Raw genomic sequence first — 16380 nt, 5'->3', positions numbered from 1 at the left:
TTTAAAAAAGCTCGAATAACTTATTCGGGCTTTTTTCGTTTATGAGAAAGATAAACCCCAAATAAAATAATTAAGGTTGCTAAAGCTTGTAATACGCTAAAACCCTCACCATCCAAAACACCCCATAACAAGGCAACAACTGGCATTAAATATGTCGCTGAAGATGCAAATACTGGTGTTGATATTTGTACCAACCTATTAAATATAACTTTTGCCATGGCTGTACCAAACAACGCTAAAATGGCTACAAATCCCAATGCTTCCATAAACATAACTCCATGAATGGTTTTTGACGTAAAAAACCCTGAAAAAATCAAAACCAATAGTGCTGGTAAGAAAATAACAAGATAATTGCCAGTAGCAATAGCCAATGGTTTAACATCTTGCAAATACCGTTTAATAATGTTTACATTAAACGCATACATAACCGTTGCAGTAATCACAAAAAGGGCATAAAAGTAATTCTGATCTGGATTAATATCAGCACCTTCAAAAATTAATATTGCTGTACCCAAAAAACCAATCATTACACCTAATATTTGGCGTTTGGTAGAAATAATTTTAAAAATTGTAAGTCCAATTAAAGTCGTATTTAAAGGCACCAAAGAGTTTAAAATGGACGCGATAGAACTATCTATCTCTGTTTGTGCAAACGCAAACAGAAACGCCGGAAAAAAAGACCCTAGAAAACCCGATAACGCAATCCATTTCCATTTCTCCTTAGGAATATGCTTTAGATACTTAGCACCAAAAACCAATAAAATCAATCCTGTAAGCGCCGACCTTAAAGCTCCTAACTGAAAAGGTGTAAAACCTAAAAGCGCCTTTTTTATTAATATAAACGAGCTTCCCCAAATAAGAGATAATGACACTAGAAAAAGCCATTTAGGATGTATATTTTTCATAGATAGTTTTAAAAAAGCACAAAACTCTAACTTTTAATAGAATAAAAGGCAATATTTCTTAATTTTGTATGAAATAAAATTCATTAAAGATGAAACACTTAAAATATTTTTTTGCTGTAGTTACCATTTCATTATTAACTATTGCTTGTAAAGAGAACAACACAACTCCAGAAGTAAAAACTGTAGAAGTTGAAACATCTAAAACAAAAAAATTAAACCCAAATGCTACTTACGCTAAAGCTGAGTTTAATATAGACGGCATGACTTGTGCTGTAGGTTGCGCCAAAACTATCGAGAAAAAATTAGCTAACATGGATGGTGTAAAATCTGCAACAGTAGATTTTGATAAAGAATTAGCCATGGTTGAGTACGATGTAGCAACAGTTAACACAACTTCTTTAGAAGAAACTGTAAAGAAAGCTGGCGACATGTATTCTGTAAAAAACATGAAAACACTTGATGGATCTGGTGAGGCTTCAACAAAAAAAGGATGCAAAGCAGATTGCAAAATGGCTTGTTGTGCTAATAAGGAAGAGGCTAAAAAAGAGACTGCTTGCGCTAAAGATTGTAAAAAACCATGCTGTGCAGATAAAAAGCAAGCTTAGAAAAAAATACAATACTTACATTAAAAGCACTCTAGTTTAGAGTGCTTTTTTTTATTGCCAATTTACTGTTTCCATGATACGCTTAATATCATTCTCTAAGTATTTTGCAGCTGGCAAAATAGAATCGTAATTTGGTTTTGTATAAAAATAAAGCGATCCTGTTAAAAAGTGATTTAAACTATCTGTCACATAAAACTGAGATTGCGAAGCGGCATTTCCACCAACTTCATAAAACATACCGTAAACCTTTCTCTCAGCATTTAAATAAGGCTGCTCAACAATTTCATCTGCTTTTCTAGTGTGCTCTTGCGTAAATTTTTGAGCATCTTTTAAAAACGTTATTAATCGTTCTTTATCACCTTCAACATGTTTATAGGTTAAATAAATAGTGCCCTGCAAATTTTTATATACTAAGTCCACACCAACAGTTTTTGTTTCACCTTGAAGCTCTCTAACATTTACTTTAGAAACTTCTTCATTTTTATCGAACACGATTGGCGTATAATTTGACTTATATGTCTTATACTCTGGCTTTGGATAGTCTAATCTTAAATATGCTTTAGGTTTTGGCAAGGGATCTTCACCACAACTTAGCAAAATAAACATAGTTAAAATTGAAATAGGTAATCTCATAAATTAAGGTATGGTTACTTTTATTCTTTTAAGGCGCTTTTTGTCTAAAGACTCTATAGTAAAAACGTAATTTTTATAATTTATTTTACTTCCTAACTTCGGAAAACTTCCAGATATTTCAAGCACAAAACCTGCTATAGTTTCTGCTTCACCTTTTTTCTCTTCAAAGATAGTATTATCGTCTATTTTTATAATTTTATAAAAGTCTTTTAGTGGTGTTTTTCCTTCAAAAACATAATTGTTCTTATCTAATTTAGAATACACGAGGTCTTCATCATCAAACTCATCACTAATGTCGCCAACAATTTCCTCTATAATATCTTCTAATGAAATAACACCTGATGTACCACCATATTCATCTACAACAATGGCTAAGTGGACTTTCTTTTCTTGAAACTCAACCATTAAATCGTCAAGCTTTTTATTTTCGGGCACGAAAAAGGGCGCTCTTAGTAATGTAGTCCAATCAAATTGTTTTTTGTCTATATGCGGCAACAAATCTTTTACGTATAAAACCCCTTTTACATTATCGATATTATCCTCAAAAACAGGGATTCTGGAATAACCATTGTTCACAATTTCTGGAATAACATCTTGATATTTTTGATTGATATTAAGTGCAAAAATATCAATCCTAGGCTTCATAACTTGCTTGGTATCGGTATTGCCAAAAGACACAATACCTTGTAAAATTTTGTGCTCCTCACTTGTGGTGTCTTCTTCGCTTGTTAACTCTAAGGCTTGCGAAAGCTGATCGACACTTATATTTGTTTTTTGTTTACCCAAACGTTTATGAATTCCTATTGTAATACTTCGCATAGGTAAACTTAAAGGTGAAAAAATGGTGTCTAAAATTTTAAGTGGATAAGCCATAAAAGTGGCGAATCTTAGATTGTTTCGGCTGGCGTAAATTTTTGGCAAAATTTCACCAAATAGTAATATAAAAAATGTCACTACAACGACTTCTATTACAAACCTTAACCAAGCTGTGGTTAAACTTTTAAATAAGAATTCGCCTAAATAAGCAAACAATATAACAATAGCAATGTTTACAAAATTATTGGCTATAAGTATGGTGGCTAATAATTTTTTGGGTCTTTCAAGTAATGCTGAAACGATTTTAATTGCCGCTACATCTTCTTCAATACTATTTTCAACATCTGACTTTGTGAGAGAAAAAAGCGCTACTTCTGCGCCTGATATTAATGCAGAGCATAGTAACAACACAAAAAGCAAGGCAAATCCAAATACAATTGAGTAATCAATTGTTAAAATATACATTAACAGTAAACTCGGAGGTTCTGAATCCAATAGTAAAACTTTGGTTAAACAAACGTTAGTGGTTTATTAAAAAGGCAAATCATCATCTTCATTATCACCTGAAGTTTCTTTGTTCTCAACAGGCTTTTGTGGCGATGGTGTTGCTTGTTTTGGTTGTTGGTTGTTACCGCTTTCAGACTTTGTAGTTAAAAACGTGAAATCTGTGCATTGTATTTCTGTAGAATATCTTTCATTACCGCTATCGTCTGTCCATTTTCTTGTTTTTATTCTACCTTCTACATAAATGCGGTCGCCTTTACTTAAGTATTTTTCACAAATTTCTGCTGCTTTGTTTCTTACAACAACATTATGCCATTCGGTATTTGTAACACGCTCGTTAGTTTGTTTATTGGTGTATGTTTCGTTTGTAGCCAAAGGAAAACGTCCAATACATCCGCCGCCATCAAAGTAATGCATTTTAACTTCGTCTCCTAAATGCCCAATAAGCATAACTTTATTTAGTGTTCCTGACATGTCTTTATTTTAGTTTTAAATAACAAAATTACGTTTTTGCTTTACATCTCATTAAAATTAATAAAAAAATATGAGCTTACAGCTTTATGAAAAGTTAAACGCTTCAATAAACTTCTCGATTAAAACTGGTACAGGATAACTTTTTAATTCTGAAAATAAAATACTGTTTTCTGAAAGTTCTTGAACATCAATAATCCAAAACTTAGTATACAAATGTTGATGAGATAGTTTATGTACTATATCTTTTGTATTAAAAAGCCTTAAATCAAATGCTTGCTTTTGATTATTTGCAATTTGCTTTTTTAAATCTGCATGTGTTATTGGTTTTTCGGTTTCTAATAAAGGAAATTGATATAATCCTTCCCAAATTCCTTTCCCTTGTCGTTGCTCTAGTAGCGTTTTATTATCTGCCGATAAGTAAACCAAAAAGTTATAATATTTCTTTTTAGGCTTTTTTACCTTCAATTTTATAGGTAAAGCTTCAACTAAATCTTTTCTGTAGGCAACACAACCTTCCATTAACGGGCAGTTTTTACACGCTACTTTTTTTGGCGTACATTGTGTGGCGCCAAAATCCATAATAGCTTGGTTATAATTTGCTGGGTTATTACAATCGAGTTGTTCTTGCGCCAAAACTTTAAAAACTTTAAACCCTTTCGATGTATTTATAGGTTCATCAACCCCAAAATAGCGAGATAAAACTCTATACACATTACCATCCAAAACAGCCTTTTTTTCATTATAACAAATAGATGCTATAGCACTTGCTGTATAATCGCCAACGCCTTTAAGCTTTAATAACTCTTTATAACTATCTGGAAAACTCCCGTTAAGATTATAAGCAACATGTTTAGCTGTTTCATGTAAATTTCTCGCTCTAGAATAATACCCTAAACCTTGCCATAACTTTAAAACGTCATCTTGCGAGGCATCTGCAAGGCTTTTTACATTTGGATAAGCGTTCACAAATGCTTGATAATAAGGTAATCCTTGCTTAATTTGTGTTTGCTGTAAAATAATTTCTGATAGCCAAATACGATAAGGGTCGACGGTGTTTCGCCAAGGCAAATCGCGTTTATTTACTGAGTACCAATTAGTTAAAGTTTGTGAAAATACCATGAAAAATATATACTAAACGCAAAAATAAACGTTTATAATGTTAAATTTTAGTTATTTAGGTTTGAAAAATTGAATATTAAATGACTATATTTGCAACCCTTTTATAATTAATAGTAACTATACAAAATATTTTAAAAATGACTAAGGCTGATTTAGTAGCAAAGATTTCTGAAAGATTAGGAATAGAAAAAGGAGATGTTCAAGCAACGGTTGAAACTTTTATGGATGAAGTAAAAACGTCTTTAGAAAGTGGAGATAACGTTTATTTAAGAGGTTTTGGAAGTTTTATCGTGAAAACTAGAGCTGAAAAAACAGGACGTAACATTTCTAAAAACACAACTATTAAAATACCTGCACACAACATACCAGCATTTAAACCTGCTAAAGTTTTCTTAGAAGGCGTAAAAGCTAATGTTGAAGTAAAGTAATTAAAACACAATATTAATTTTAAACCCATGTAACTTATGCCAAGTGGTAAAAAACGTAAAAGACACAAGGTAGCTACGCACAAGCGTAAAAAAAGAAGACGCGCTAATCGTCATAAAAAGAAAAAATAAACCCAAAAAAGTAGTTTGTTAACTACTTTTTTGGTTTTATAGTAAAACGTTCTTTGATAACGGGTTTTTATAAAAGACAGCGCTTACCTTACGCCGTCTAAAACCCTCTGGATTAACAATCCTGTGAAAATATTATTTAATCCATCTGTACGTAATTGTATGGATAAAAATTAACAAAATGGAAAAAGAATTGATCATTAGATCTGATTCAGAACATGTTGATTTTGCCTTATTAAAAGATGGAAAATTAATTGAATTACATAAAGATGAAGAAAGTAATAACTTTGCTGTTGGCGATGTATTTATTGCCAAAATAAGAAAAGTTATTCCCGGCTTAAACGCTGCTTTTGTAAACGTAGGTTACGAGAAAGACGGCTTTTTACATTATCACGATTTAGGCCCTAAACTATCTTCCCTTTTAAAATTCACAAAACGTGTAAGCACAGGAAAACTAAAAGATTTTTCTTTAAAAAACTTCCCATTTGAAAAAGAGATTGATAAAGACGGCAAAATAAACGACGTCTTAAAATCAAATCAGTCTATTTTAGTACAAGTAGTAAAAGAACCCATATCAACAAAAGGGCCGCGCATAAGTTCGGAACTTTCGATAGCGGGCAGATACATCGTCTTAGTACCTTTTTCTAACCGTATTTCTATTTCTCAAAAAATAGAGGACAAAGAAGAAAAAGACCGCCTAAAACGACTTGTTAAAAGTATCACACCGCAAGGATTCGGAATTATTGTACGTACTGTAGCCAAAGGCAAAAAAGTGGCTGAATTAGACAAAGATTTACACAACCTTATGGGGCGTTGGAACGCCATGTGTAAAAAATTACATAAAGCTCATCACCCAACCAAAGTATTAGGAGAGTTAAACAAAGCCTCGTCTATTTTACGAGACATTTTTAACGACACCTTTACAAGTATTCATGTTGATGATGAAGAGCTTTATATTCAAATTAAAGATTATGTGCAGCAAATTGCACCAAAAAAAGAATCTATAGTTAAGTTATATCAAACTAAAGTTCCCATTTTTGAAAAATTTGGTATTGAACGCCAAATAAAAACCTCTTTTGGGAAAACTGTTTCTATGGCAAAAGGAGCCTATCTAGTAATAGAACATACAGAAGCGATGCATGTCGTTGATGTAAATAGTGGAAACCGCTCTAATAAAGCCAAATCGCAAGAAGAAACAGCCTTAGAAGTTAACCTTATTGCCGCAACAGAAATGGCACGACAATTACGATTGCGTGATATGGGTGGCATTATTGTGGTTGACTTTATAGATATGACAAAAGCTGAAAATAGAAAAGCGCTCTACAATCATTTAAGAGATGAAATGAAAGACGATAGAGCAAAACACAAAATATTGCCTCCAAGTAAGTTTGGATTAGTACAAATAACAAGACAGCGTGTAAGACCTGAAATGAACATTAAAACAAGGGAAACAAACCCTAATGGGACTAACGGCTCTGAAATTGAAGCGCCTATTGTTTTAGTACAAAAAATAACTCACGAACTTGAGCAATTATTTAAAAAAGACTATAAAAAAGTAACGCTAAATGCACACCCTTTTATAGCAGCCTTTTTAACAAGAGGATTTCCATCTATACGTTCAAAATGGTTTTTTGAACATAAAAAATGGGTTAAAGTTTTACCAAGAGATGCTTACACATATCTCGAATACCATTTCTTTGATAAGAATGGTAAAAAGATTAAATAACAAAAAAAGCCTTACTATTAATTTAGTAAGGCTTTTTTTGTATTGTTTATATCTTAAATTTATTCTTGAGAAGGTCCTCCACTTACTATAATAAATTCAGATCTTCTGTTTTCTTGGTGTTCTTCTTCGCTGCAACCAGAACCGCAATCTATTTTTGGTTCGTTTTCGCCTTTTCCTACACCTGATATTCTAGAAGCATCTATGCCTTTAGAAATTACATACTGTACTGTAGATTGCGCACGTCTTTCCGATAATTGCTCATTATAACGTTTTGGTCCTCTACTATCGGTATGTGATTCTGCTGAAATGACCATGTCTGGGTATTTCTTCATAACTGCTACAAGTTTGTCTAACTCAAAAGCACCTTGTGATGTGATATTAGATTTATCAAACTCAAAGAATATTGGGTTTAACACCACACGATCTTTAACTATAATCTTCTCTATTGGCTTTAAATTAACTTGAAAGATGTCTTCTTCTTTTTCACTTCCAGAAAAAGTAACTTGGTTACTTTCATAGTCTGCTAACTTTGCAGAAATATCTAACGATTCTGAACATGGCACCGTATACATAACCTCACCTTGAGCATTAGCTGTTTCTGTTAAAACAACTCTCCCATTGGCATCGGCTACAGTTACATTAGCACCAGGTAATGGATTGTTAGTGTCTTCATCAACAATAACTATAGTTAAATCCACATTACATGGTTTTAAACGTTGTACGCCATAAATATCGTCGCTTCCTTGTCCACCTGTTCTATTAGATGATACAAATCCTGCTCCTGTTTCTTCATTAATTGTGAAAGCTAAATCATCGGCTTTACTGTTAACTGGTGTTCCTATATTTTGGGCTTTTCCAGAATCATCAACATAAAATACATCTAATCCTCCAAGGCCTAAATGCCCTGTTGAAGAGAAGTAAAGCGTGCCATTATCACTAATGTAAGGAAACATTTCTTGTCCTTCTGTATTTACTTTATCGCCTAAGTTTTCGGGTGTACCAAAAGAACCATCATCGTTTACTGATACTTTATAAATATCATACTCTCCTATTCCGCCTGGCATATTAGAGGCAAAGTATAGTGTTTTTCCGTCTTGGCTTAATGATGGATTTTTAACTGAGTAGTCTTCGCCATTAAATGGTAATAGTTCGACATTTCCCCATTGTACACCATCTTTAGTAGCTTTGTACAAATAAAGGTAACTTATTTTTGTTCTGTCGCCTTTATTCTTTTCATATACACCTTCAAAAAAGCTCTCTCTAGAAAAATACATGGTGTTGCCATCTGGACTAAACGTAACTAGACCTTCATGGTATCTTGTGTTAATGTCTCCTGATACTTTTTCTGCTTCAGCTACTTCGCCGTCAGTCATAGACATATCTGCTTGATAAACGTCTAAAAACGGCTCTTCATTCCACCCATAGTCTCTTCGTGCATTATTTCTTGCTGATGAAAAATAAAGCACACCATCTTGTAATGTTCCTCCAAAATCGGTTACTTCAGAATTAATATCAAGCGATGATAATTCATAGTTTTCTTTTGCATTTAAAATACTAGAAACATAATCTGGGTTTGATGTAAACGCTTTTGCACGATCGTCTTTTGGCTCCATAGCGGCAAACTTTTGCATCCACGTATTAGATTGGTCGTATTTACCATTGGCTCTAAGCATTTGTGCATACTTGTACACCATTTCAGAATCTTGATCTTCTGAGGTTTCTAAGGCCTTTGCGTACCATTTCTCGGCTTCTTCAGTATTAAAAATATTGTAGTTAGCTTCGGCCAATTGCCCGTAAACATAACTATCGGCCTTACCTTTTTCTACCAATTTATTGTAATCTTCGATAGCTTCGACAAATTCGTATTTTGCAAAACGTTTGTCGGCTTCTTTAGTGTGTTTATTTTGAGCAGTTACACTTAAACTACTCATTAATATCAATGTGATAAATATTTTAATTTTTCTCATAATGTTTAGCTTAAGTAGTTATTAGAAGTAACGTGGTGAACGTGATACTTTCTTCGTTAAATTAATATCAAAGTTGATAAAAATTTCATGTGACGATGAGGTTTCAATGTCTAAATCTGATTGAATACTGTCATACGCATAGCCTATTCTTAGGTTTGGCGTAATTAAGAAATTAATCATCCCACTAAACGAATCTTCTAAGCGGTAACCTACTCCTAGTTCTACCAAATCGTACATAAATAAGTTGGCATTAACATCAAAACTCACTGGTGCATCTACAGCCGCTTTAAGAAACGCATGTGGTTTTAACTTAAAGTTGTCAGACAAACCAAACACATAACCTGCTGCTGCAAAAAAGTGTTGTACTTCTGAACCTATTTTTCTTCCATTAGTATCTAAATGTACCGAATTCAACATATTTGGCATAGATAAAGACACATAGTATCTATTAGGTTGATATAAGTACAATCCAGCACCAATGTTTGGCGTTACTTCGTTAATGTTTTCTCTTAAAGGGTCATTCTCTTCAATAACATCTAGATTACCTAGACCAATGTCATGAAAAGTAGCACCGGCTTTAACACCAAAGGCTAACTTATGATCGCCACCTAAAGGCAATGTGTATGAGAAATCTGCATACACATTGTTTTCATTTACTGGACCTATCTCATCACTTATAAAAGAAAGTCCTAGACCTACTCGTCTACCTACAGGTGAGTGGATAGAAAATGTTCCTGTTTTAGGAGCGCCTTCTAAACCAACCCATTGACTTCTATATAACGCACCTATAGATATAGCATCTTCAACTGATCCAGCATAGGCTGGGTTGATGATATTCATGTTATACATATACTGCGTATATTGTGGGTCTTGCTGTGCCTGCACTTGATATGCAAGCAAAACTGTTACGATTATTATATATAGTTTTTTCATTATAATATATTAGTTGATTTAGTGGTTTACTTCTGTCTATTGATGTATAACCAAGCCGTTTTAACTTGATTGCCTTGATACTTCATTACATAGTAATAGGTTCCTGTTGGCAATTCTTCGCCATCATCTGAAATACCTCCAAACTCATCTGTATAGTTTTGTTTACTATAAACTTTAACACCATATCTGTTAAAGATCTCTAAACTACTCACATTAAACCCATCTAAATCAAATACATCGTTATTACCATCATTATTTGGTGTTATTAATTGAGGAATAGTACATACTTCTACAGTAACATCAACAACCATAAACTCTGGACAATCTCCTGCTGTTGTATAAAGAACAGAATAAGTGGTTCCAATAGTACCGCCTGTAATCTCACCAGTATTGGAGTTAATTTCAGCGCCATCGGATGGTGATGAATCAAAACTAAAGGTTCCTCCTGGTGTCATCACACTACCTTCGACTACTTGTGCTCCACAAACTGTTGGCTCCATCTCAAAATAAGGATCATCGCCTGGCTCAGGAGTAACTGTTACTGTTGATGTTGACCAGCATTCTCCTGGCGTTGTATATTCAACTGTGTAATCTGTATTAGGCATAGCCCCTGTAATCTCACCTGTTTGAGGGTCTATTAAAGCACCATCGTTAGGTTCTGGATTAAATGTAAATGTACCACCTGGTGTTATTACACTATCTACTTCTGCACCACAAGGAGTTGAAACCATTGTGAAAGTAGCATCATCTAAAGGTAGAGTAGTAACTGTTTGCATCTCGGTTTGAGGACAATCACCCGCTGTTGTATATTCAACTGTATAACTTGTGTCTGGAGTTCCGCCTGTTATTTCACCTGTATTTGGGTTGATAACTGCATCATCAGTTGGTACTGGGTTAAAAGCAAATGTTCCGCCCATGTCTCCTGTTATTGTAGCTATTGCTCCATCACAAGTTGGTTCCATAGTGAATGTGGCGTCTTCCGCAGGTAGCACTGTTAAAGATTGCGTTCCTACAACGGTACAACCTACTGTAACAGTATATTCAATCGTATAAGTTGCTCCTGGAGTTCCTCCAGTTACTTCTCCTGTAGTAGGATTAATAACTGCTCCATCATTCGGCATTGGATTGAAAGCAAATGTTCCGCCTGCATCTCCAACAATGGTAACAGTTCCACCATCACAAGTTGGTGCAACAGTAATCGTTGGGTCACCTCCAGATAATGTAGTTACTGTTTGTGTTGAAACTGCTGGACAATCTCCTGGTGAAGTATATTCTACAGTATACATTGTTCCTGTATTACCTCCTGTTATCTCACCTGTATTTGGATTAATAACTGCATCATCAGTTGGTGCCGGGTTAAAGGCAAATGTTCCACCTGCATCTCCAGTAATAGTTGCTGTAGCACCATCACATGTTGGCTCCATTGTAAATGATGCATCGCCTACCCCTAATACAGTAACTGTCTGTGTTTCTATTGCTGGACAGTTACCTAAAGTTGTATATTGAACAGTATAAGTTTCTCCTGGAGTTCCACTAGTTACTTCTCCTGTTGCAGGATCGATAACTGCAGTATCTGTTGGTGCAGGATCTAATTCGAATGTTCCTCCTGTATCAGCTGTAGCAGAAAGAGTTGCTATACCTCCATCGCATGTTGGCTCCATTGTAAATGTAGCATCAAATTCATCGCCTCCAATATATTCAACAAGGACTTCATCAGAAACTGTTGCTTGACCACCAGTACATAAATCGTAAGTTACTTCAAACGTATAATTTTCTGTTTCACCTGGTGATACTGTTACTGTTTCTGTATTTCCTACAGAGTTTCCATCTTCATCTAACCACTCTAAAGTATAGTTTGGTGTTCCAGATGGCGAGAATCTCCAAGATTCTGGTTCTGTTACAGTCCAAACTCCCATATTACGTCCTGGAGGTGTTGTTGCTTGCGTATCGTCTATACTTTGTAAACCAACAACAGCTAAACCGTCATTCCATCCTGGACAAGTTGGTTTTTCAATAATATGGATATCGATATTATTAGAGGACTCATGTAACACAATCTGGCTAGTTGATTGTATATCATTACAACTAAAATGACAAACATCATTAAAATTAACTACAAACTGTCTGTAAGGTGCTGATCCTAATACAACATAATCTATACTACCACAAACACTTGGATCGATATCATGACCTACTCCAAAAATATTACCTTCTGTTATAGACGCATTATCATTATTGGGTAATGTATCGGTATCATCAAAAGCCCAGCCATTTCCTGTTCCTGCATATTGTGTTTCGAAACTAATTACACCATTAGAACCTATTATTACTTGGTCATATACACCTCCATAGAAACAGAATTCAAATCCAAGGTCAATAACTTCTGACCATACATCATCACTATCTACACTTGTTGGTGTAGCACCATCAACTGGTGGTGACGGGCACGTATCTATAGCATTAATTTCATAATTTTCTGTATCCTGACCGTATAAATGGAAGTTTGCAGATAGTGTTGCCTCTGGGTTTTCACAATCTACTACTTGATCTTCTCCAGCATAAGCAATAGAACATGGATTTGGTGGTGGTGGACATAAAAATGCTAAAGGATTACTTTCCACAATACAGTTAGAGTCGTTTGTATTGGCAACAGTTACCACAACATTGGTACTTGCAGGGTATGGTCCTAAAACAACGGTTCCTGTTTCAAATACTTCTTGAGAATCTGCTGACTGATCATCTGTAATTGTTAAAGATTCGGCATCTCCCATATCGGAAATATCGACAGCAACCTCAAAAACAGGGTTGTCAGGATCTGTAACACAATCACCATTTATAATATTAAAACTAACGTCTTGTGTAATACAAGTTTGACACCAAACGTCGAAATCCCACGGAATGTAACCACTACTTGAGCAACTACCAAAACCATCTGAATCTATTTGAATCGTTAGTGTGTCTCCTGAACTAATAAATGACAGACCTGTTAAATCTCCGCCATTATCTCCTTGGTATAAAACACTACCATCTGAATCTAAAATAATGATCTCATCCCAAGTTTCTTCTATTTCACCTGCGTTAAATTCTAAGCTTAATGGATAGCCACTTGAACTCGCAAAATAAAATTCCATAGGATCATTATCAGTATAACAATATGTTGTATTGAACACCTGACCGGCCTCACAATCAATTATTTGATTAGGATCTGGTCTTGTGGTAAAGCTATATTCTGTACAATCGGCAGCATTACCGTTATCATTATAAGGCACAATGGTTACATAGTAAGTTGTATCATATACTAATGTTCCTAAATCGTAAGTTAGGACATCTCCAACATCTAATCCATCTATTACATCTGATGTACCTGGAGCTGTTCCTACATATAATGTATAACCTGTAACTATAATAGAGGCTGGACTCCAAGTTAAATCAGTATTTTCATCAACATCTACAGCTCCATCTACAGGTAAAGTTAAAGAAGCATTACAGTTTGGCACTGCTGTAGTATCTACACAAGACACGCTAAAGTCCCATTCTACTCTAGAACCACTAGAACAACTTACAGAACCATCTGCTTCAACAAACATAACTATAGTATCTCCAGTTGAACTGAAAGAAAGTCCTGTTAAGTCTCCTCCATTTCCTGTTCCTTCATAAATAACTGTTCCATCTGCTTCTTCTAATCTAATAGTGTCACAACATGTTTCTATTGTTCCTGCATGGAAAAATATATTTAAAGGATCTCCATTAGAACTTTGGAAACTATATATTTCAACATATTGATTATTACCATTATCATAACAATGTGTTTCATTAATAACCTGTCCGGCATCACAGTCAACTAAATAAGGGGTTGAGAAATTTACTGTACCTTCCCAATCACTCATGTCATTAGCTGCACAAATCGCTCTTACATAAATTTCGTAATCAACGCCTGGGGTTAAATTTTCATATAAATATGGGTTATCCATTGTTTGGATAATTTCTGGTTCGGTACCATCTGGATATCCTGTACCTTGGGGTTGAACTATGACTTCCCAAGTATCTTCTGTTCCATTTGATGTCCAAGACACTTCAACTGAGGTAGGAGTAACATTTACTATAGTTAAATCACTCGGTCTTGGACAAGTAGGTGGTGTACAGTTAACCATATCTGAAAATAAAGAGGTTCCTTGTAAATCACCATTACCATTAGGCATATTAAAAATTTCTTCATCAAAAGCATCAACCACTACGACACTTACCTCTCCAGCAAATGAGCCTCCATCATTCCAAAATAACTCAAATGGGATTCCATCACATAATGGAATTTGATATTCGATTGGTCCCGCTCCTGAAGTAAAATCTTCACCTAAAATAGCAACTTCTAATCCATCTTGTAAAACGGACATGGTATTACCATTCCATCCATCACCCCAGCTATCCTCTATAGTAAATGTAAAGACACACTGATCTTCAGCAGCACATTGGTATGGGTTTTGTTCTGTGGTAAATGTATATTCACTACAGTTTACAGCAGACCCATTATCGTTATACGGAGTGATAGTTACATAAACATCTGTCTCGTAAGGTAAAATATTTGAAGGTGTGTAAGAAAGTACATTTCCTAAATCAAGGTTATCAGCTATATCTGTTCCTCCTGGTGTTGTACCTAAAGACAAATAGTACCCTGTAACAACAACAGATGCTGGAGACCATGTAATTTGAGTAGCTACATCAACGTCTGTTGCTCCATTTGTTGGTGTTGTTAAATCTGCATTACAGTTTGGCACTGCTGTTTCATCTATACAAGACACATCAAAGTTCCAAGGTGATGTACAACAAGTACTACCAGAATCACAACTAACACTAGGATCTGCATCGATTTCAATAAAAATAGAATCTCCTGTTGAATTAATTGACAATCCTGCTAAATCACCTCCGTTATTGCCACCGTACAATAATGTTCCTGTATTATCTGTTCCATCATAAATAAAAATATCATCACAACAAGACTCAATCCCTCCTGAATTAAAGAACACATTTAATGGCGCACCACTAGAACTTTGAAAGTTCCATGTAGTTGTATCGTTATTGGTATAACAATGTATCACATTTATTGGTGTTCCAGAGGCACAGTCTACTGGTGCATTTGGATCTGCTCCTGTTGTAAAGATCTGCTCTTCACAATCAATAGCAGGACCATTATCATTGTAAGGTATTATACTCACATAATATATTGTTGAATAATCTAATACTGGTAACGTATTATAAAATGTAGATAAACCAACATCTTCATTATCTATTATTTCAGTTCCCCCTGGTGTTGTTCCAACAGAAAGCACATATCCGTTTGGCAACCCTGAAGCACTACTCCAAGACAGTGTTGTATTAATACTAACTGACGTTTCTCCATTTACAGGAGTTGTCATGGTAACACAAGAAGGTGGATCTGCAACTACTTGATTAGCTACAACATTATCTATATAAAAATAATAATCTCCCGCTACCCAAGTATTAGCAAACCTAAGTTTAAAATCTGAGCCTGTTGGTATATCTGCAGCTGGCAACACCGTATTGAATGTTGCACAAGTATTTGATGTTGTATGGTTTCCATCATCTATAGTGGTGATCGTAGTCCAACTACCACCATCATCTGTAGAGTATTGAATATCCATTTGCCCCCAACCTGGCGGCGTAGCTTGAGTACCTGCAGACCAGTCTACGACTTTATAATCAAAACTAATATTAACATCTGTTCCATTTGATTGCCCTGCAATATTTGGTGATGTTAATTGATCTGTAGTATTAGTATCATTTAAGTTACCTCGTAAAGAAATAACGTTACATACCTCAGCCACTGTCCAATTGTAAGAATCTGTTGTCCATCCGGGAGGTAACCCAGCTTGACCATCGAAGTTTTCCACTAATCCTATTTGAGAATAGCCAAAGAAAGCCATAAACCCAAATAAAATAGAGAGTGTAATTTTTTTCATGTGTTGTTAAATAGTTAGTTATTAATCTTTTTCATTTATTGACAGTAAATTATCAATAAAAACATTATGTATTCATCATTTTGCCGGACATTTTAAAAGTAATCCTACAAAATTTTTAATCCTTAAAATTAGAAAAAAACTATTGCAAGAATAAGTTAACATAAGCTTA

11 protein-coding genes are annotated in these 16380 nt (G+C 34.7%); 3 read left to right on the top strand and 8 right to left on the bottom strand.

The annotated features are described in order from the left end of the window. Nucleotides 1–20: 20 nt before the first annotated feature. Nucleotides 21–905 (bottom strand): EamA family transporter, encoded by an 885-nt coding sequence (locus R3L15_RS00540; protein ID WP_338732593.1) that lies wholly within the window; start codon nucleotides 903–905, stop codon nucleotides 21–23. A gap of 89 nt (nucleotides 906–994) precedes the next feature. Here R3L15_RS00540 and R3L15_RS00535 point away from each other — a divergent pair, with 89 nt between their 5' ends. Beyond that, nucleotides 995–1510 carry a heavy metal-associated domain-containing protein gene (locus tag R3L15_RS00535; RefSeq protein WP_338732591.1) on the top strand — a complete coding sequence of 172 codons (516 nt, stop codon included), beginning with the start codon at nucleotides 995–997 and terminating at the stop codon, nucleotides 1508–1510. Between the two features lie 51 nt (nucleotides 1511–1561). Here R3L15_RS00535 and gldD read toward each other — a convergent pair whose 3' ends face one another. From gldD to mutY, 4 genes are all read right to left on the bottom strand, one after another. Beyond that, entirely contained in the window at nucleotides 1562–2143 is a 582-nt protein-coding gene (gene gldD / locus R3L15_RS00530) for a gliding motility lipoprotein GldD (RefSeq protein WP_338732589.1), read from the bottom strand. 3 nt (nucleotides 2144–2146) lie between these two features. Beyond that, on the bottom strand, nucleotides 2147–3454 hold the full coding sequence (locus R3L15_RS00525) for a gliding motility-associated protein GldE (protein WP_338732587.1): 1308 nt from the start codon (nucleotides 3452–3454) through the stop codon (nucleotides 2147–2149). Between the two features lie 36 nt (nucleotides 3455–3490). Then, the gene (locus tag R3L15_RS00520; protein WP_338732586.1) at nucleotides 3491–3937 is read right to left on the bottom strand and encodes a single-stranded DNA-binding protein; all 447 of its coding nucleotides are present in this window, start codon (nucleotides 3935–3937) and stop codon (nucleotides 3491–3493) included. An 84-nt stretch (nucleotides 3938–4021) separates the two neighbouring features. Further along, the gene (mutY, locus tag R3L15_RS00515; RefSeq protein ID WP_338732585.1) at nucleotides 4022–5056 is read right to left on the bottom strand and encodes an A/G-specific adenine glycosylase; all 1035 of its coding nucleotides are present in this window, start codon (nucleotides 5054–5056) and stop codon (nucleotides 4022–4024) included. A 119-nt stretch (nucleotides 5057–5175) separates the two neighbouring features. Between mutY and R3L15_RS00510 the strand changes: the two genes are divergently transcribed. Continuing rightward, nucleotides 5176–5484: an HU family DNA-binding protein gene (locus R3L15_RS00510; protein WP_317124821.1), complete on the top strand. Its 309-nt coding sequence runs from the start codon at nucleotides 5176–5178 to the stop codon at nucleotides 5482–5484. A 307-nt stretch (nucleotides 5485–5791) separates the two neighbouring features. Further along, a complete protein-coding gene (locus tag R3L15_RS00505; protein WP_338732583.1) occupies nucleotides 5792–7336 on the top strand; it encodes a ribonuclease E/G in 1545 nt (514 codons plus the stop codon). A gap of 59 nt (nucleotides 7337–7395) precedes the next feature. On the opposite strand, the gene R3L15_RS00500 is transcribed toward R3L15_RS00505, so the two are convergent. Genes R3L15_RS00500 through R3L15_RS00490 form a run of 3 tightly spaced genes read right to left on the bottom strand, consistent with a single transcriptional unit; the run spans nucleotide 7396 to nucleotide 16211 of the window. Next, nucleotides 7396–9303: an OmpA family protein gene (locus R3L15_RS00500; RefSeq protein WP_338732581.1), complete on the bottom strand. Its 1908-nt coding sequence runs from the start codon at nucleotides 9301–9303 to the stop codon at nucleotides 7396–7398. A gap of 21 nt (nucleotides 9304–9324) precedes the next feature. Further along, entirely contained in the window at nucleotides 9325–10236 is a 912-nt protein-coding gene (locus R3L15_RS00495) for a type IX secretion system membrane protein PorP/SprF (protein ID WP_338732579.1), read from the bottom strand. Between the two features lie 26 nt (nucleotides 10237–10262). After that, nucleotides 10263–16211, bottom strand: coding sequence for a gliding motility-associated C-terminal domain-containing protein (locus tag R3L15_RS00490; protein WP_338732576.1), 5949 nt, complete (start codon nucleotides 16209–16211; stop codon nucleotides 10263–10265). Nucleotides 16212–16380: the final 169 nt, after the last annotated feature.

Source organism: Mangrovimonas cancribranchiae, from assembly GCF_037126245.1.
Lineage (GTDB): Bacteria > Bacteroidota > Bacteroidia > Flavobacteriales > Flavobacteriaceae > Mangrovimonas > Mangrovimonas cancribranchiae.
This window is presented reverse-complemented; position numbering and strand designations above follow the sequence as displayed.